The sequence below is a fragment of the Fimbriimonadaceae bacterium genome, assembly GCA_023957775.1.
In the GTDB taxonomy this organism is placed as follows: Bacteria; Armatimonadota; Fimbriimonadia; order Fimbriimonadales; family Fimbriimonadaceae; genus JAMLGR01.
In genome coordinates, this window is the sequence record JAMLGR010000002.1 from 33,797 (window position 1) to 51,251 (window position 17,455).

Below are 17,455 nucleotides of genomic sequence, written 5' to 3' on the forward strand. Positions count from 1 at the left end.
GTTTGATCAGTAGCAAGATTTGGAGGACACAGAAGATGCTCACCACCATCATCGCGGCGTCGGCCCTGCTCGGCGGCGCCCCCAAGGGAGGCACGACGATCGTCGCGGCTTCCCTGTTCAAGAACGGTTATGCCGTGGTCACACGCGAGGTTCCGCTCGTCGACGGCGAGGCCATCATCTCGGACATCCCGCAAGCGGCCCTCGGCACGTTTTGGGTGACCGCCACACCCGGGGTCACGCTCACGGAGGTCGTCAACGGCACCGAGGAGAGCACCGTGAAGAGCGCGGCCGGGTCCATCGACGAGGTGCTTGCCTTAAACGAGGGCAAGGAGCTGGTTCTCATGGCGCGCGAGTCCGGGAAGGTCGAGGGCAAGCTGCTCAGCGCGGCCGGCTCCGCGCTGATCATCCAGACTCAAAGCGGCGTGCTCGTCATTCCGAAGAGCTCGGTAAGTTCGGTGCTGGGATCGGGCATCGCATGGTCGAAGGAGTCCAAGACGACCCGGCGCGTGATCCGAGTCAAGGGCAAGGGCCCCGCTTCCGCCAAGGTGATTCTGGTGGGACTGGAGCGCGGGATGACCTGGGCCCCGGCCTATTCGATCGACATCTCGAACGAGAAGAAGCTCTCGATCATCGGCAAAGCCACGATCCTCAACGACCTCGGCGATCTCGACGGGATCGAGACCCGGCTGATCACGGGCTTCCCGAACGTTCCGTTCGCGGGGAGTCCCGATCCGTTCACCAGCGGGGCGAACGTCGACCAGTTCGTGGGTGGCCTGATCGCTCTCGGGGCTCCGGAGGCCGCGAAGGCGCCGGGCATGATGACTCAAAACGCCATGCGGCGGGACCGCATGCAGGAGTTCGACGAGGCGTTCCAAGTGAGCACCCTGCCAGGGCTTGCCGCCGAAGACCTGTTCTTCTACCGCCAACCCGCCGTCGCGCTCAAGAAGGGGGAGCGCGGCTACTATGTGCTGTTCAAGAGCGAGGCGGAGTACGAGCACCTCTACACGTGGTCGATCCCCGACACGCTGCCCGACGACAACCGACCGCAGCCCGACCTCTCCACCATCGGGGACGTGTGGCATGCGCTGAAGTTCAAGAACGGATCGTCGATGCCTTGGACCACCGCACCGGCAACCGTGTTCAAGAACGGCGAGATCCTCGGCCAGGACGAGTCGCGCTACACGGCCGTCGGCGCCGACGCCCTGATCCGCATCACCAAAGCGCTCGATGTGCGGGCGGACCAGTCCGAAGAGGAGATCGAGCGGGAGCGCGGCGCCCTCAAGGTGAACAGCTCGAACCCGACGCACGACCTCGTGACGGTGAAGGGCACGCTCGAAATCCAGAATCGGAAGCCCGAGGCGATCAAGATGAAGGTCACGAAGGACGTCACCGGCGAGGTCACGGCCTCGACGGGCGACGCCAAGGTGATGAAGAACACCAAAGGCCTGCGCGATGTCAACGCGCACGCCCGGATCGAGTGGACGCCCACCGTGGCCGCCGGCAAGACCATCACGCTGACCTACACGTACAAGGTCTACGTCCCCACCCGCGGCTACTAGCCGCGGTTGGAGGCTACACTACCACTAACATGAAGACCCTCCTTCTCCCCTTGGCCCTGGCCCTACTGGTCGGTTGTGGGCCTGCCCCTGAAGAGCCACCCGCGCCGACGCCCGCGCAGACCCAAGCTGCCGGCTCCGATCCCGGCATCACGCCCATGACTCCGACCCCGATGCCCAACGCCCCGGTCGCCGGCTCGGAGTCGCTCCAAGGGGGAGGCAGCGCCGTGGGCCAAATCGCGAAGGATCGAGCCCGCAGCCTCGGCGGCGGCTCAAGCCTCGACCAGATGGCCCCCGACGGCCAATAGCCGAGCACGACGAACGAAAAACGAAGCGGAACCGTCACCCTCGCACCTGGAGTAAATCGAATATGCACCGAACTCGCTGGATTCTCGGGACCGCGGCCGCCGCGGTCCTCCTTTCGTTCGCGGCTCTCGCGACCGCTCAATACCCCGGCTCGACCCCGCCGCCCGAGGCGTACAAGAAGGGCTTCGACAGCATCCGTCCCGCTGACGGGCACACGTGGCTCTCGTACCTGGCTGGGCCCGAATGCGACGGACGCGGAAGCGGCCAGCCCGGCTACCAGAAGGCCGCCGAGTTCATGGCCGCCCGATTCAAGGAGTTCGGACTCCAGCCTCTGGGCGACAACGGCACCTACTTCCAGAACATCCCCTTTTCCCGCAGCCGGGTCGACGACGAAGCGTGCAGCCTCGCCTTGGGCAGCACGGTGCTCAAAGGCGGCAAGGACATCGGCTTCACCGGCCTGTCGGCCGACGCGGAGTCCAAGGGCGCCGTCGTGTTCGTGCGGGCCGATTCGGCGGCAGCCAAGCTCGCCGATCCCGCGGTCCTGGAAGGCAAGATCGTCATCTTGTCGGCCGACAACATCGGCAACGAACTGCGACGCCAGCTTTTCCAAGGATCGCCCGCGGCGGTTCTGACGGTCTCAGACTCGGTCTCAGCGAGCGGGTGGTCGGTCCGCCGCGGCAGCGGCCGTGCGGGACGGGGCGGTTCGAGCGTGAGGGGTTCGATCACGCAGTCGGCGGCCCGCCGCCTTGCCGAGGGGGCGGGCATCGACCCGGCGTTCCTCGACGCCGCGAGCGGAGACACGGCTGCCGTGCGCACCGCAGGAGAAGCCTCGCTCGAGGCAAAGGTCCAGAGCGAGGAGATCATGGTTCCCAACGTCGTGGGCATGCTCGAGGGGTCCGACCCGAACCTCCGAGCACAGCACGTCGGGATGGGGGCGCACCTCGACCATTTGGGAAATCAGAACGGCGTGATCTACTACGGCGCCGACGACGATGGCTCGGGCTCGACCGCACTCCTCCAGGTCATCAAGGCGTTCTCGATCAACCCGGTGAAGCCGCGCCGAAGCATCGTCTTCATGGCGTTCTGCGGCGAGGAGATGGGGCTCATCGGCTCGCGTTTCTACTCCGAGAACCCGAAGCTGCCACTCGAAAACATGGTTTGCGAGCTGCAGATGGACATGGTGGGGCGCAACTCCGACGGCGCCCAGAACGGCGACCGCAACCGCATGGACAAGGCCGAGGAGAACGTGGACACGATCCGCCTCGTGGGGAGCAAGCGCATCTCCATGCAGCTCCACAATCTCATCCTCGAGGCGAACCAGCACGTGAACTTCCGGTTCAAGTACGACGCGGAAGACGTCTACACGCGCAGCGACCACTACTCGTTCGCGTCGAAAGGCATCCCGATCGCGTTCACTTTCAGCGGGTTCCACCCCGACTACCACCGCCCCACCGACACGATCGAGAAGATCAACTTCGACAAGATCGCGAACACCGCGAGATTGTTCTATCTCACGGCGTTCGAGGCGGCCAACCTCGACCAGCCGGTGGCCAAAGACGGAGGCGGCTAGTCTAGGCTGTTGTGACGGCTTCGCCGCGGCGGTTCACCGCGTCCCAATCGATCACCTTGAGGAAGGCGTCGATGTACTGGGCGCGGGCCGTGCCGAAGTCGAGGTAGTACGCGTGCTCGTACACGTCGAGCGCGAGCACGCAGGTGTGGTTCCAGATCGGGAACGTGTTCTGCGCGTCGCCCAGGTAGTTGAACAGCCGCTTCTCTTCGTGGTCGTAAGCGAGAAATACCCAGCCCCGCGCAGCCATGCCCGTGGCCTTGAAGTCCGCGGCCCAGTTCTCGAACGAACCGAACGCCTCGTCGATCAGTTGGGCGACCTTGCCGGTGGCGGGACCGCCCTCCCCTCCGATCGTGTCGAAGTAGATGTTGTGGTTGATGTACCCTTCGTACGCGAAGCTGTAATCGGCTTTGAGCGCGCGCAACTCGCTGTAGATTTGGTTGGCCTGTGAAGGATCGATCTCCATGGCCCCAAGCGCCTTTCGGATCGCGTTGGTCTTGTTCGCGTATCCCTGCCAGAGCTTCAGGTGCTCGTCGTGGGTCTTGCGGCTGATCCCCACGCGCTCGGTGGTGTACACCTTCTCGGGGATGGCCTGAGGCACCTCGACGAGTTTGGGTTGCATTGCTGTTGGCATGTTGTCTTCTCCTCCGTAGTTGTTAATCCAAGGGTACCCGCGGGCTCGCAGGCTCGACCCCGTCTACGTCTTCAGACTCCAAGACGGCCCAGGGCCATTCCGTCTCTTATCAAATTCCCAGGCCGGCTCCCCCCAGGACCCGTTCCGGGGTACCTTTCCGTCATGCCGCTGATCGTTGACGTTGCCGCTCGGGAGATTCTGGACAGTCGCGGAAACCCCACTCTGGAAGTCGATGTGGTCCTTGAGAATGGATCGCTCGGCCGCGCCGCCGTCCCCAGCGGTGCCAGCACGGGGCGGTTCGAAGCGGTCGAACTGCGCGACGGCGACAAGGGCCGGTACCTCGGCAAGGGCGTTCTCCAAGCGGTCGAACACGTCAACGACGAGATCGCTCCCCAGCTCTACGATCGCGACGCGACCGACCAGACCGCGATCGACCAGGCGCTGTTGGAACTGGACGGCACGCCGAACAAGTCGCGCCTCGGCGCCAACGCGATCCTCGGCGTGTCCCTGGCCGTGGCCCGGGCGGCCGCCGCTGCGGTCCGGCTCCCGCTTTACCGCTACATCGGCGGCGTCTCCGCCAACATGCTGCCGGTCCCGATGATGAACATCCTCAACGGCGGCCAGCACGCGGACTCCAACGTCGATTTCCAGGAGTTCATGATCTTGCCGACGGGCGCCGAGTCGTTCGCGGAGGCCCTCAGGGCCGGCTCGGAGATCTTCCACACCCTCAAAGGCGTGCTCAAGAAGCGCGGGCTCGCCACCGGGGTCGGCGACGAAGGGGGCTTCGCGCCGAATCTCGAATCCCAAGAGCTCGCGTTCGACTACATCATCGAGGCGATCCAGCAGGCGGGCTACTCGCCGGGCAAGGATGTCTGGCTTGGCATCGACTCGGCCGCCACCGAGTTCTTCAAGGACGGCAAGTACGTGTACAAGGCGGGCGCCGTGCGAGAGCGGACGGGCACCCAACAAGTGCAGTATCTCGCCGAGCTCTGCGAGAAGTACCCGATCCTCTCCATCGAAGACGGTGTGGCGGAGGACGACTGGGACACCTGGAAGGCCCTCACCGACGCGATCGGCGATCGCGTGCAGATCGTCGGCGACGACCTCTTCGTGACCAACGTCGAACGCATCAGCCGCGGCATCGAATCGGGGACCGCGAACTCGGTGCTCATCAAGGTCAACCAGATCGGCACGCTCACGGAGACGCTCGCCGCGGTCGACATGGCCAACCGTGCGGGCTACACGTCGGTGATCAGCCACCGCTCCGGCGAGACCGAGGACACGACCATCGCCGACCTCGCCGTGGCCACCAACTGCGGCCAGATCAAGACGGGCGCGCCGAACCGCACGGATAGGGTGGCCAAGTACAACCAACTCCTTCGCATCGAGGAGCTTCTGGGCGCGAGCGCACGCTATGCCGGGCCGTCCGCCTTCGGCCGCCTCTCGGATCGGGTCTGACGCCGTCTTACCAAACGTCGGCGAGTTTGTCGCCCAGGAAGCCCGAGAGCTGCTCGAGGTGGTACAGGTCGTGCCCCAGCAACATGTTCGCCTGGTCGTCAACGGTCATCGGGCCCCGCTCAGGGTGTATGAACGTGTTGCCAAAGACCGCTGGATCGAGCCCTTCCACGTACCGCACGGTTACGGCGCGACCAGCCTCGAAACGATCCAGCTCCTGTGCCGGGTCGGACTGGGCATAGCCCTGCTCGATCGCGCGTTCGGCCTCGTCGTACGCGAGCACCGTGGAGCCCGGCTTCTCCACTGCGGACACGAGGCGCTGCAGCATGATCGGCTCCCAATCCGCCAGATGGGCGATCACTTCGCGGGGCGTGAAGCGATCCCCGGCGGTGGCCTCGTCCCAACGCGCGGGCGCGATGCGCTCGAACAGACGGCGGACAATGGTGGGGCCGAATCGCAGCCCCGGAACCAAGTAGGCGTGCATGCTCCATTGTAACGATCCCATGGGCCTTTGGTCGTTCGACCGGCTCGCCACCGGGCATTTTCGCGTACCTTGGAGCCATCGCTTCTTGCGGGAGGAATGGCAAATGGTTTTGACAACAATGGTGGCGGGGCTGCTGATGACCGCTTCTGGAATCGACAAATGGGAACTCAAACCCGGGATCGAGCCCAAGGCCAAAGCGGCCTGGGCGATCCAGGTCGACGTGGATAGCCCCGATGGGGGGCACCAGGCCGAGTTCACGATGGTGCGCGAAATCGGAGACGCGGATGGCGCCAACCACAAGGCCACCTGCGCTTGGTCCAAACTGCTCGTCGACGGCGGCGAAGTGGGCGAGGATCCCACCTGGGACGTCAGCTTTGGCCCGCGCGGGGCGCTGGTCGGCACCACCGACATGATGGGCGACGACATCCGCCGCATGCTCTCGCCGATGACCTTCGTGTATCCCGAAGGAGCGGTTGGCGATGGCGACAAGTGGACGGCCGAGGTGCGCCCGTTCAAGGGCAAGGACGATCTCCTGCTGACCTACGCGTATGAAGTCAAGGGCGTCGAAAAAGTGGACGGTGCCGACGCGCTTAGGGTCGCCGCAACGCTCACCGAGAAGGGTCAGGACGCCATGTCGGCGGAGGGCACCTGGTGGGTCGGCAAGGACGGCGGCGTTCTGAAGTTCCAGATGAAGGTCACGAACTGGGTCGTGCCGATGGCCGGTGGCGACCTGATGAACGCGACGATGACCGGAAAGACGGCCAAGTAGCCGTTCGAGTGGCGGCCCCCTGCGGAAGGGGGCTGCCAAAAAAATGCGCCCTTGGACGGGCAAGCCCGCTCAAGAGCGCAAAGACTCCGGGTCGGCAACTTCCCGAAGGAAGCCGCCGGACCCAAAGCTTTTGGCGTTTCCGACGCGCCCGCAACGAACCCGAAGGTCCGTCCGGCGCTCCTTCCGCGCCAGGGAATCCGACGAGCCGATGAAGATGTGCACCTTCCTCGACTCTATCTCGGCGGTTCGACCGTCATCTCCCCGCCAAGGGAGCGGAATCCCAAACCGTTGATGCCTCCGGGGAATAGGCTTGAGTCCCCCGGCGCTACGCTCGCATGGCCCTGGTCCAAGCAACCACACAAGTGGAGCAGCGGTTTTTTGACACCCGGTGGACGATCTTGATACTGACCACCGTCGGCCCTTGCGGGCTCTGCGACGGGAGTCCCCCGCCGCCGTGCGACCTCTCCGAGTGAGGGGAATAGCGTCCCCACTCCACCGTTCTCTGCGTTTCCGCAGGTCCCGGTCCGGTGATCCTCCACCACCGTCGATCGGTAGAAATACTGTAGGCCATTCCAGGCGAGGCGCCAACCGATTCTTTTGCACATCTCCACAGGGGGTTGGGGAAAAGGGGATTTCACGCAAAGAACGCAAAGGCGCAAAGGGGGACCGACAAACGACAAACGACCAACGACAAGTAGACTCCCCCCGATGGACGGCGTGGTGATCAAGAGGCTGAAGCGGTTCTCGGACGCGCGCGGGTGGCTGGTGGAGCTGTTCCGCGACGACGAGCTGCCCGAGAGCTTCGAACCGACGATGGGTTATCTCAGCGTCACGCACCCGGGCATCGCGCGGGGGCCCCACGAGCACCGGGACCAGACCGACGGCTTCGTGTTTCTGTCCGGAACGTTCGAGCTGCACCTTTGGGAGAACCGGCCCGGGCGGGAGCCGCTTCACGAGGTCCACGCCGTGGGCGAGGCGTCGCCCGTGTTCGTCACGGTCCCTCCGGGGGTCGTGCACGCCTACCGCAACGTGGGCGAGACCGATGCCTACGTGCTGAACTTCCCCGATCGCCTCTATGCAGGCTGGGGCAAGAAGGAGCCGGTCGACGAAATCCGGCACGAGGACGACCCCGAAGCGCGTTTCGGGTTCTAGGGAATGAAAAGAATGAACCTCCTCATCACCGGCGGCGCGGGCTTCATCGGCTCCCACTACGTGCGGCTCGCGCTCGTGCGCTACCCCGACGCCCGCATCGTCGTGCTCGACGCCCTCACCTACGCGGGCAACCTCTCCACGCTGCGCGATGTGTGGGACCACCCGAACTTCGCCTTCGTCCCGGGCAAGATCCAGGACGCGACCGTCGTCGAAGGGCTCATCGAGGCGGAGCAGATCACGCACATCGTGAACTTCGCGGCCGAGAGCCACAACGATCGCTCGATCCTCGATCCCGGCTCGTTCATCGCCACCAACACCTTCGGCGTCTACGTGCTGCTCGAGGCGACGCGCAAGTTCGGGCTGGAGCGCCTGCTACACGTGAGCACGGACGAGGTGTACGGCTCGGTGGCGCAGGGCGAGTTTACCGAGGAGAGCCCTCTGCAGCCCAACACGCCCTACAGCGCCAGCAAGGCGGGGGGCGACCTCCAGGCGCGGGCCCACCACGTCGCGTTCAAGACCCCGGTGGTGGTCACGCGCGGAGGCAACAACTACGGGCCCTTCCAGTATCCGGAGAAGCTGATCCCCTTCTTCGCCACCCGCCTGATCGACGGCAAGAAGGTCCCGCTCTACGGCGAGGGCGACCAGGTCCGCGAGTGGATCCACGTCGAAGACCACTGCCGCGGCATCGACCTGGTGCTTCGCGAGGGCGAGCTCGGCCAGGTGTACAACATCGGCGACACCAACGAGCGCAAGAACCGCGAGGTCGTCGACGTGCTGCTCGAGGAGACCGGCCGCGACGCGACGCTGGTGAAACGCATTCCCGATCCGCGCCAAGGGGCGCACGACCAGCGGTACTCGATGTCCACAGCCAAGGTTGAGAAGCTGGGCTGGAAACCCGAAAAGAAGTTTGGGGAGGAGTTGAGGAACACCGTGCGCTGGTACCGCGACAACGAGTGGTGGTGGCGGCCGATCACGCAGAAGCCGGTGTTCCAAGATTTCGTGCGGGCCTTCTACGGTCCGGGCCTTGGGGAGGATCTTTGAAAGCGCTCATTCTGGCAGGCGGCAAAGGCACGCGCCTTCGGCCGATCACGTTCTCGATGGCCAAACAGCTCGTGCCCGTGGCGAACAAGCCCGTCATCGAGTACGGCATCGAGGCGATCCGCGAGGCGGGCATCACCGACTTCGGCATCATCGTCGGCGACACGCACGAGGCCGTCGAGGAGGCCCTCGGCGACGGCTCGCGCCTGGGCGTCTCCATCACCTACATCCCGCAGCCCGAGCCCCTCGGACTCGCACACGCGGTGATGACGGCACGCGCGTATCTGGGCGACGACGACTTCATCATGTATCTCGGCGACAACCTCCTGAAGTCGAGCATCGCCGGCCTGGTCGAAGAGTTCCAAATCTACGAACCCGCCGCGACGATCCTGCTCACCGCCGTCCCGAACCCGCAGGATTTCGGGGTCGCGGAGTTGGACAAAGGCAAAGTCAAGCGCCTGGAAGAGAAGCCGGCAAAGCCCAAGTCGGACCTCGCTCTGGTGGGCGTGTATCTCTTCACGAAGCAGATCCACGACTCGATCGCCAAGCTCAAGCCGAGCAAGCGCGGCGAGTACGAGATCACCGACGCCATCCAAGGGCTCATCGACATGGGGCTCGACGTGCGCTCGCACGTGGTGGACGGCTGGTGGAAAGACACGGGCACCGTCGAAGCGATGCTCGAGGCCAACCGCCTGATCCTGGAGGACGTCGAACGGCAAGTGGATGGAGAGGTGGACGAGTCGTCGCGCATCGAGGGGCGCGTGGTCTTGGCCAAAGGGGCGAAGGTGGTGAACAGCACGATCCGTGGCCCCGCCATCATCGGCGAAGGCTGCGTCATCGAGAACGCGTTTATCGGTCCGTTCACCGCAATCGACTCGGGAACGGTCCTGCGCAATAGCGAAATCGAGTACTCGATCGTGCTCGCAGACTGCTCGATCGAGGATGTGCGCGCGCGCATCGAGTGCTCGTTGATCGGCCGAAGCGTGCACGTGTCGAGAACGGAAGGCAAACCATGGAATATCTCCTTGGTGCTCGGCGACTCCAGCTCGCTGCGGCTCACTTGATGGTTTGTGGTTTGTGGTTTGTGGTTGGTGGTTGGTGAATAAGAGATGAAGGTAGCGGTTGTCGGAACGGGATATGTGGGATTGGTCACCGGCGTGGTGCTGGCGGACCTCGGCAACGAGGTCATCTGTGTGGACAACGACCGGGAGAAGGTGGCCAAGCTGCGCCAAGGCATCCCCCCGATTTATGAACCGGGGATCGAGGAGTTGCTCAAGCGCACCCTTGCCGACGGGTTCCTGAGCATCAGCGAGGACATTGCAGACGCCACCCGCAAGAGCGACATCGTGTTCATCGCCGTCGGCACGCCGCCCGCCGAGGACGGCACGCCCGACATGACCGCCGTCAAGGCCGTCGCCAACGCGATCGCCCAGGCGATCGACAAGTACACGGTGGTCGTCAACAAGTCCACGGTGCCGGTGGGCAGCGGAGGGCTCGTGGCGGGCATCCTCGCTTCGCACGGCGTGGACCCTTCCCTGTTCGACGTGGTCAGCAATCCCGAATTCCTGCGCGAGGGCTCGGCGATCTACGACACGCGCAACCCCGACCGGGTGGTCATCGGTGCGAAGAACCCCGAGGCCGCGCAGAAGCTCGTCGAGTTGTACGAGCCGCTCCAGGCGCCGACCTACATCACCGATCTCGAGTCGGCCGAGCTCATCAAGTACGCGAGCAACAGCTTCCTCGCCATGAAGATCTCGTTCATCAACGCGATCAGTCGGCTGTGCGAGGCCGCGGGGGCGAACGTGGCGGATGTCGCCAAGGGCATGGGCGCCGACAAACGCATCGGCGATCAGTTCCTCGGCGCGGGCCTCGGGTGGGGCGGTTCGTGCTTCCCGAAGGACGTGCAGGGCCTCATCAAGGTCGCCGCGCAGCTTGGTTACGACTTCAAGCTGCTGCAGGCCGTATGGGACATCAACGAGGACCAGACCCTCCACTTTGTGAAGCGCATCGAAGACCGTCTCGGCGGCTTCGAGGGCAAGCGTGTGGGGCTTCTCGGTCTCGCGTTCAAACCCAACACCGACGACATCCGCGATGCCAAATCGCTGGTGATCATCGACAAGGTGCTCTCGGGCGGAGGCTCCGTGGTCGCGTTCGATCCCGTGGCGGACGTGCACGTGAAAGGGCTCTTCCCGCAGGTGGAGTACGTGGACAACGTCTTCGACGTGGCGGCGGGGGTGGACGTGCTGGTGCTCGTCACCGAGTGGAACGAGTTCCGCCAGATCGACCTGAAGCGGCTTGCCTGCTCGATGCGCCAGAAGATCCTCTTCGACGGACGGCGCGTGTACTCCCCCGCGCAGGCGGAGAAGGCGGGTCTCGAGTACTACACGATCGGCAGCTAGTCCGGCCGATGGCCCGGATCTTGCTTCCTTGAGCCCAGGCGGCAATAGGAGAAACGGAATTTGGCGATCAGCCCTCACGCCCTTGGGAGACCCCAAGGCGAAACCGCATGGACGCGGACCATCAGGACACTCTTTCAGCGCGGGGCCCTTCCTCTCTGGGCAGTGCTCGCGGCGTTCGGCTTCGCATTCTGGCCGACCTTCGGTTACTGGTGGTCGGTGTGGACGGCCGAGCAGTCGCCCTTCGGGTTCGGCTACTTCGTACCGCCCACGGTCGCGTTTCTGATCTGGGCCCGCCGGAAGAAGATCGCTGACGAGCCCAAGCGGCCCGGCTCTGCATGGATCCTCCTTCCGATCTTGTTGGCGGTCGTCCTCCAGTGTCTGGCCCTGATCGCGCGGATCAACGTGCTGCAGTCGGCTTCGTTCCTCGTTCTCGCGATGACCGTTCCCTATCTCGTCTGGGGGGGAAAGGTGTACCGGCACATCTGGGGGGCGCTCGCCTATTTCGCGACGATGCTTCCCTGGCCCGAGCAGATTCACGGCCGCTTGCTGCTGCCGTCCCAAGAGCTGAGCACCGCGCTCTCCACGCGCCTCCTGGGTTGGACCGGCGTGCCCACGCTCGTCGAAGGCACCACCGTGAACACCCCGCACTACGGATTCGAGGTCGCGGCGGCATGCTCTGGGCTCACCATCCTCTTCCCGGTGATCTCCATCGTCATCCTCACGGCGATGATGTTGCGCGCTCCATGGTGGAAGCTGGGGGCGCTGCTCATTCTCGCGTTCCCGCTCTCCGTCTTCGCCAACGCGGTCCGGATCTGGGCCATCGCGATGATCGGCGAATTCAAGGGCGCCGAACTCGCCAACACGCTTCACGACCCGAGCGGCTGGATGGCCGTGATCTTCGCGACGTTTGTGCTCATGGGTCTGACGGCGCTGCTCCGGTGCACCGAGTACAAGCCCGAGTACATGCCGACCTTTGAGGAGGAGACCCGATGAGGCTGTTCGCTTCCCTTCCCCTTCGCACCCTGCTGGCGTGCCTCGTGCTGGCCCCCGCCGGGGTCGTGGCTCTCCGCACGACGCTCGGCGACTCGCATCCGCCCCGCATGCGGGTGGACACGCTCCCCGAAGTGGTGGGAGAGTGGGTCGGGGTCGATGCGCCGCTCACCGATCGCGAGCTGAGCATCTTGCAGTCGCCGGTCGCCAGCCAGCGCATGTACACCGCCCCGAACGGCGACACGGTGCAGGTGTTGCTCGTGCAGGTGGACAACACGCAAAACGCGCACGACCCACGGCTGTGCATGGATGGCAGCGGCTACACCGAGACCTCGACGTTCGAGGAAGCCGCCCCCTGGTCTTGGTCCGGCTCCCGCAACAGGGTCTCGCACTCGGTGTTCTCGCGCGACGGCAGAGATCGAGAGATGGACTACTGGCTCGCGACGCCCAACGGGAACGTGCCGAACATGAGCGCGGGATTGAAGCTGGAGGGCCTAAAGCGCGCGCTGCGCGGCGAGTCCACGCAGGGCATCGCGGTCCGGCTGCTCACCCACCCCAACGCCTACGACCCATCGGTGATGACGTCACCGGCAAGGGCCCGAGAACTGTGGGCACAGATCGACCGCCAAGTGGGATTCGAGCGGTTGGTGAGGGGTTCAGAGCACTAGGGGATTCGCGCGTGGGAGTGCGCGCGCTCGCGCGTCGCCTTCCCCAAGCCGAACTCGTTCGGCGAAACCCGGCTCGCGGCAAGCCGCTCGGTGGCAGGGCGGCGAGCAAGCTCGCGCACTCCCAGACGGCAGGACATGACCGCCTCGCGCGTCGCTTCCCCAAGCCGAACTCGTTCGGCGAACGCGGACTCGCGGCAAGCCGCTCGGTGGCAGGGCGGCGAGCAAGCTCGCGCACTCCCAGACGGCAGGACATGACCGCCTCGCGCGTGGGAGTGCGCGCGCTCGCGCGTCGCCTTCCCCAAGCCGAACTCGTTCGGCGAACGCGGACTCGCGGCAAGCCGCTCGGGGGCAGGGCGGCGAGCAAGCTCGCGCACTCCCAGACGGCGGCGAGCTTGCGCCACCATCCGAGGCTAATCGGGCGTCCGCATCGCATCTGCGAGCGCGGCGAGGTCGCGGCGCAGGTCGGTCTGCGGCTTCATGCCCAGCGACTCCGCAAGCGCGTCGATGCCTGCCCGCGAGTGCTTGACTTCGCCCGAGCGAGCGGGGGCGTACTCGATGCGAGGCTCCTGGCCCAGCGCTTCGAAAACCGCGACAGCCAACTCGTTGACGCTGATCGCGCGGCCCGAGGCCACGTTGATGGGGCGGCCATCGGCCACGTGGGACTCGAACGCGGCCACGTTCGCGCGCACGACGTCGTCCACATGCACGAAGTCGCGCGTCTGCTCACCATCCCCGAAAATGGTCACGGCTCCCCCGTCGAGCGCGCGCCGTACGAACTTGGGCACCACCGCCGCGTACTCGCTGTTTGGGTTCTGCCTTGGGCCGAACACGTTGAAGTAGCGCAGGCATACGGCGCCCACCTCTCTCAGATCGGAGTAAACGCGCACGTACTGCTCGCTCGAGAACTTCTGCACGGCATAGGGCGAGAGCGGCTGGATCTCCGAGGTCTCGCTTTTGATTGCGTCCGGTCCCTCGCCGTACACCGCCGAGGACGAGCTGAAGACGAACCGCGCGCCTTCTCGCGCGGCAGCCTCGAGCAGATTGATCGTTCCCTCGGTGTTCACGCGATGGGTGCGCACCGGCTCGTTGACCGATTCGATGACGCTCGCTACGGCGGCGAGGTGGAAGATCCCCGCGCACCCGGCGGCCGTGCTCCCAACCAACCCGCCATCGAGAATGGAGCCTTCGACGAACGTGAGGCGCGGATCGTCCGGCAAATTTTCGGACTTGCCGGACGTGAGGTCGTCGAGCACGACGACTTCGTCGCCGCGCGCGAGCAAGCCTCGAACCAAGTGGCTCCCGATGAAGCCCGCGCCGCCGGTCACCAGCATCCTTCCCACGCAACGATCCTACCTTCGCCGATGCTTGGACGGGGAGGTTCGGCAAGGGCCGAACAGTACCTTCGATACCTTCGCTGTTGTTGCTACCTGAAGCAACCGGTATGCTGGACTCTGTGAGGAGACGAACTCTCGCCCGGAGAGTCGAACGGCTATCGGTATGGATTCTGTCCGTCGCCCTGATCTTGCTCACAAGCCCGTTCGGCACTCGGCTCACCCCCCGCGGAGTCCAATGCCCGACCGCCCCCGTCCAACAGGTGGTCGAGGTCGTGCAGACGCGCGACGCTCATGGCCATCTCGTGGGCATGACGATCGTGCGAAAGCCGCAGGAGGGCGAGGCCGGTTTCAAGCAGTGCCGATGCGCTGAGAAAAAATCGGCTCCGCGGGATACCCAGGCGAACTCCGCCGAATCCAAGTTCGTGCCGATCCTTGCGTTCGCCGAACTGGTGCGGATCGATCCTCCGGTCGCGACGCCCGAGGTCGGGTCGAAGAGGCCCACCTTCGTCATCGCTGAACCGGACGCACCGCATTCCCCCCCGACACCCCCTCCGCAACGCATCTAGCTCCCTCGTTCTCGACGTCTGGGATGGTCCTCTGCGGGAATCCGCAGCGGACGCCCCCAACCGTGTACTCCAAGGAAGACAGATGCAAACTATTTACAACAATTCTCGCTGGCGAAGTGGACCCCGGCGCGCGTTCACCCTCATCGAGCTGCTGGTTGTGATTGCGATCATCGCGATCCTCGCGGCCATTTTGTTCCCCGTCTTCGCCCAGGCAAAGCAGGCGGCGAAGAAGATCTCCGATCTGAGCAACCTCAAGCAGATCGGCTTGGCGCTGATGCTGTACGCCGGCGACTACGACGATCGCGTGCCGATGGTCAAGATGACCGGCATGCACGCCATCTCGTGGGTCGACGAACTGCAGCCGTACAGCACGGAAAGGCTGCTCAACCGTTCGCCGCTCGACAATTCGCCCCAGTGGGACACCGGCGCGCGGGCGACCTCCTATGGTCTCAACGCCTACTTCGAAGCGCTCCATCCGCCATATCACGGCATCTCTTTGACCCAGCCGAACAACCCCGCCCGGACGATCTTCGCAGCGCCGGTTCGGGACAGACTGATGTGGTCGGATCCTGTGCAGACGGTGAATCCCGATCATTTCATGCCGATGTTCTGGGGCAGCCCGCCAAAGGTGGAAGGCGGCATGATGGGAATGACGCAGTGGGACATGATGCGCCACCTGCCGCGCACCCTCTGGTACGACATCGACGGGCAGCGAGCGAACTACCTGTTCAGCGACGGCCACGCGAAGAACCACGCGTTCTCGCAGACGTGGCAACAGGTGCCGGGCAACGCGCCCACGATCGACTGGTACGACCCGATGTTCAGCGGTTCGTAAGGAGGTGCGTTCGAGAGCGAGCGCACCCTTGGGCCTTGGGCCTTGGGCCTTGGGCCTTGGGCCTCGGGCTTTGGGCCTTGGGCCTTGGGCCTTGGGCCATGAAGCCGCTCGTCGCCTGCCCCGCTAGGCAGCCAGCCGATTCGGAGCGTCCCTGCCGAACTCCAGCAAGCGAAGCGGCCCGGGCAAGCGGACGTGCGGCGTCAGGCCGGTCCAGCGCAACACCGCCCAACACAAGAGGCTGAGAACGGGAGCGCAGGCCAGGGCCCCCCACGCCGAGAGCCATCCGCAAAGCCACCATCCCGCCCCAACGGCAGCGAGTGCGACACCCAATGTCCCGGCGACGTTCCGAAGCAGCCGCACCGTCGACATTTCCGGCGCGCAATACCGGCGCACTTGGTGCAGCAACAGCGGCAGCAGGACGACGAACAAGCACAGGTTCTGCACCGCGATGCCGACGACCCCGAACTGCCGTGCCAGCGGCGCGGTGAAGGCTGCGGTCGCCAGCGCATTCAATCCGGCAACCGGAACCAACACGTGAGGCTTTCCTACCGAGTAAGCCATCGAGTTGAACACCCCATGCAGCAGCTCCAACGTGCAGGCTCCGCCCAAGGCAAGCATCACCCAGGCACCTCCCGGCATTGCCACACCGTTCGGCAACCAGACCGCGAGAATCGGTGCGCCGAAGGACGACGGAATCAGGATCGCGCAACAGGCGATCCCCAACACGATCCGGGCAAACCGCTCGGTGCTCGCGGCCAAATCCGCGCTTCCCGCCATGCCCTTGCGGGTCAGCTCGGGGCGCAAGGTGTTCTGGATGGGGTCCATCACGCGCTGGAGCGTGATCGGAACCTGACCCGGCACCTGGTAGTGCGAAAGCTGCCGCAACGGCAACGCGTGGGGCAGCAGGATCTTGTCGATAGTCGTGCTGACCGTGAGCATCGCGCGGTGAAGATAGCCGCGGAGGCCAATGCGCAACAAGTCCCGGTTGACCTCGGGGATCCAGCGGGGGCGCACGCGAAACTCGGGATAGAGCCGCTTGGTGAGAATCCAGAGCATCAGCGTCCCCACCACGCCGTTGAACGCCGCCACGCCGGCGAGGGCCAAGGGCGTGCGGTAGATGGACACGAGCACGATGCCCGCAACCGCCCCGCCGGTCGAGACGAAGAACTCGCGCACCGCCAGTTGCTGGAACTTGTCCTGCGCGTAGAGCACCGGGTGCAACGACTCGCCCATCACGTTCGCCGCATAGGCGAAACCGAACAACACGCACATCAACTGCGCCTGAGACGAGGAGCCCGCGGGAAACGGAACCACGCCCGCCAACGCCACCACCACGACCAGGCCCACCAGCGCCGTCACGAGCGCGAGGCTTGTGAAAGCCTGCTGCACGCGCCAAGCCCCGTCATGATCGCCCCGGGCAAACGCCTCGGTCAACCGCAGCTTCGCCCCTTCGACGAACTGGAGGTTGGTCAGACTCACAAAGCCGGTGAGAAAGAGGAGGTAGAGATAAAGCGAATACTGCTCCTCACCCAGCCAGACCAGGTACAGCGGCACCGTCGCCATGCGCAACAGAAGCGATACGCCCCCCGTCGCCACCAAGCTGATCGAACCCGCTACCCGAGCCAACCAGACCCCCTCCGCGCCTCAGCGCCTCCGCGTGAAACCCCCATAGCGCTCTTAGCGTTCTTTGCGTGCCAATCCC

The 17,455-nt window shown here is 64.9% G+C and carries 17 protein-coding genes; 13 read left to right on the plus strand and 4 right to left on the minus strand.

The annotated features are described in order from the left end of the window. The first annotated feature begins 35 nt into the window (after positions 1–35). The 3 genes from M9921_01750 (at position 36) to M9921_01760 (ending at position 3,432) form a co-directional block, all read left to right on the plus strand. Positions 36–1,559 carry a hypothetical protein gene (locus M9921_01750; GenBank protein ID MCO5295560.1) on the plus strand — a complete coding sequence of 508 codons (1,524 nt, stop codon included), beginning with the start codon at positions 36–38 and terminating at the stop codon, positions 1,557–1,559. Positions 1,560–1,588: 29 nt separating this feature from the next. Then, positions 1,589–1,864 carry a hypothetical protein gene (locus tag M9921_01755; protein ID MCO5295561.1) on the plus strand — a complete coding sequence of 92 codons (276 nt, stop codon included), beginning with the start codon at positions 1,589–1,591 and terminating at the stop codon, positions 1,862–1,864. A gap of 62 nt (positions 1,865–1,926) precedes the next feature. Then, entirely contained in the window at positions 1,927–3,432 is a 1,506-nt protein-coding gene (locus M9921_01760; protein MCO5295562.1) for a M28 family peptidase, read from the plus strand. A 1-nt stretch (position 3,433) separates the two neighbouring features. On the opposite strand, the gene M9921_01765 is transcribed toward M9921_01760, so the two are convergent. Next, positions 3,434–4,063 carry a superoxide dismutase gene (locus M9921_01765; GenBank protein ID MCO5295563.1) on the minus strand — a complete coding sequence of 210 codons (630 nt, stop codon included), beginning with the start codon at positions 4,061–4,063 and terminating at the stop codon, positions 3,434–3,436. A 162-nt stretch (positions 4,064–4,225) separates the two neighbouring features. On the opposite strand from M9921_01765, the gene eno reads away from it, so the two are divergent. Continuing rightward, complete coding sequence (gene eno, locus M9921_01770) at positions 4,226–5,521, plus strand: phosphopyruvate hydratase (protein ID MCO5295564.1); 1,296 nt, start codon at positions 4,226–4,228, stop codon at positions 5,519–5,521. 7 nt (positions 5,522–5,528) lie between these two features. Here eno and M9921_01775 read toward each other — a convergent pair whose 3' ends face one another. Then, the gene (locus tag M9921_01775) at positions 5,529–6,002 is read right to left on the minus strand and encodes a DinB family protein (protein MCO5295565.1); all 474 of its coding nucleotides are present in this window, start codon (positions 6,000–6,002) and stop codon (positions 5,529–5,531) included. 103 nt (positions 6,003–6,105) lie between these two features. Between M9921_01775 and M9921_01780 the strand changes: the two genes are divergently transcribed. The 7 genes from M9921_01780 to M9921_01810 all read left to right on the plus strand — a co-directional run bounded on the left by M9921_01780 (position 6,106) and on the right by M9921_01810 (position 13,018). Next, a complete protein-coding gene (locus M9921_01780) occupies positions 6,106–6,771 on the plus strand; it encodes a hypothetical protein (GenBank protein MCO5295566.1) in 666 nt (221 codons plus the stop codon). A gap of 708 nt (positions 6,772–7,479) precedes the next feature. Continuing rightward, positions 7,480–7,923, plus strand: coding sequence for a WxcM-like domain-containing protein (locus M9921_01785; protein ID MCO5295567.1), 444 nt, complete (start codon positions 7,480–7,482; stop codon positions 7,921–7,923). Between the two features lie 12 nt (positions 7,924–7,935). Next, positions 7,936–8,964 carry a dTDP-glucose 4,6-dehydratase gene (gene rfbB / locus M9921_01790; protein MCO5295568.1) on the plus strand — a complete coding sequence of 343 codons (1,029 nt, stop codon included), beginning with the start codon at positions 7,936–7,938 and terminating at the stop codon, positions 8,962–8,964. Further along, positions 8,961–10,025, plus strand: a complete 1,065-nt coding sequence (locus M9921_01795) for a glucose-1-phosphate thymidylyltransferase (protein ID MCO5295569.1) — start codon at positions 8,961–8,963, stop codon at positions 10,023–10,025. Before rfbB ends, M9921_01795 begins: the two co-directional genes overlap by 4 nt. Before the next feature lie 45 nt (positions 10,026–10,070). After that, the gene (locus M9921_01800; GenBank protein MCO5295570.1) at positions 10,071–11,360 is read left to right on the plus strand and encodes a UDP-glucose/GDP-mannose dehydrogenase family protein; all 1,290 of its coding nucleotides are present in this window, start codon (positions 10,071–10,073) and stop codon (positions 11,358–11,360) included. Between the two features lie 162 nt (positions 11,361–11,522). Next, complete coding sequence (locus M9921_01805; protein ID MCO5295571.1) at positions 11,523–12,353, plus strand: exosortase/archaeosortase family protein; 831 nt, start codon at positions 11,523–11,525, stop codon at positions 12,351–12,353. After that, positions 12,350–13,018, plus strand: a complete 669-nt coding sequence (locus M9921_01810) for an EpsI family protein (GenBank protein ID MCO5295572.1) — start codon at positions 12,350–12,352, stop codon at positions 13,016–13,018. The genes M9921_01805 and M9921_01810 overlap by 4 nt, the downstream gene beginning before the upstream one ends. Positions 13,019–13,428: 410 nt before the next feature. Here M9921_01810 and M9921_01815 read toward each other — a convergent pair whose 3' ends face one another. After that, a complete protein-coding gene (locus M9921_01815; GenBank protein ID MCO5295573.1) occupies positions 13,429–14,349 on the minus strand; it encodes an NAD-dependent epimerase/dehydratase family protein in 921 nt (306 codons plus the stop codon). Positions 14,350–14,471: 122 nt separating this feature from the next. Here M9921_01815 and M9921_01820 point away from each other — a divergent pair, with 122 nt between their 5' ends. Further along, entirely contained in the window at positions 14,472–14,918 is a 447-nt protein-coding gene (locus tag M9921_01820; GenBank protein ID MCO5295574.1) for a hypothetical protein, read from the plus strand. A gap of 82 nt (positions 14,919–15,000) precedes the next feature. Beyond that, positions 15,001–15,753, plus strand: a complete 753-nt coding sequence (locus M9921_01825) for a prepilin-type N-terminal cleavage/methylation domain-containing protein (protein ID MCO5295575.1) — start codon at positions 15,001–15,003, stop codon at positions 15,751–15,753. Positions 15,754–15,876: 123 nt separating this feature from the next. Here M9921_01825 and M9921_01830 read toward each other — a convergent pair whose 3' ends face one another. After that, positions 15,877–17,379 carry an oligosaccharide flippase family protein gene (locus tag M9921_01830; protein MCO5295576.1) on the minus strand — a complete coding sequence of 501 codons (1,503 nt, stop codon included), beginning with the start codon at positions 17,377–17,379 and terminating at the stop codon, positions 15,877–15,879. Positions 17,380–17,455 lie beyond the last annotated feature (76 nt).

Coding starts and splice junctions, on each gene's coding strand:
- M9921_01765 (MCO5295563.1), bottom strand. CDS start 4,063: ATGCCAACAGCAATGCAACCCAAACTCGTCGAGGTGCCTCAGGCCATC.
- M9921_01815 (MCO5295573.1), bottom strand. CDS start 14,349: ATGCTGGTGACCGGCGGCGCGGGCTTCATCGGGAGCCACTTGGTTCGA.
- M9921_01775 (MCO5295565.1), bottom strand. CDS start 6,002: ATGCACGCCTACTTGGTTCCGGGGCTGCGATTCGGCCCCACCATTGTC.
- M9921_01760 (MCO5295562.1), top strand. CDS start 1,927: ATGCACCGAACTCGCTGGATTCTCGGGACCGCGGCCGCCGCGGTCCTC.
- eno (MCO5295564.1), top strand. CDS start 4,226: ATGCCGCTGATCGTTGACGTTGCCGCTCGGGAGATTCTGGACAGTCGC.
- M9921_01800 (MCO5295570.1), top strand. CDS start 10,071: ATGAAGGTAGCGGTTGTCGGAACGGGATATGTGGGATTGGTCACCGGC.
- rfbB (MCO5295568.1), top strand. CDS start 7,936: ATGAACCTCCTCATCACCGGCGGCGCGGGCTTCATCGGCTCCCACTAC.
- M9921_01750 (MCO5295560.1), top strand. CDS start 36: ATGCTCACCACCATCATCGCGGCGTCGGCCCTGCTCGGCGGCGCCCCC.
- M9921_01780 (MCO5295566.1), top strand. CDS start 6,106: ATGGTTTTGACAACAATGGTGGCGGGGCTGCTGATGACCGCTTCTGGA.
- M9921_01810 (MCO5295572.1), top strand. CDS start 12,350: ATGAGGCTGTTCGCTTCCCTTCCCCTTCGCACCCTGCTGGCGTGCCTC.
- M9921_01755 (MCO5295561.1), top strand. CDS start 1,589: ATGAAGACCCTCCTTCTCCCCTTGGCCCTGGCCCTACTGGTCGGTTGT.
- M9921_01825 (MCO5295575.1), top strand. CDS start 15,001: ATGCAAACTATTTACAACAATTCTCGCTGGCGAAGTGGACCCCGGCGC.
- M9921_01785 (MCO5295567.1), top strand. CDS start 7,480: ATGGACGGCGTGGTGATCAAGAGGCTGAAGCGGTTCTCGGACGCGCGC.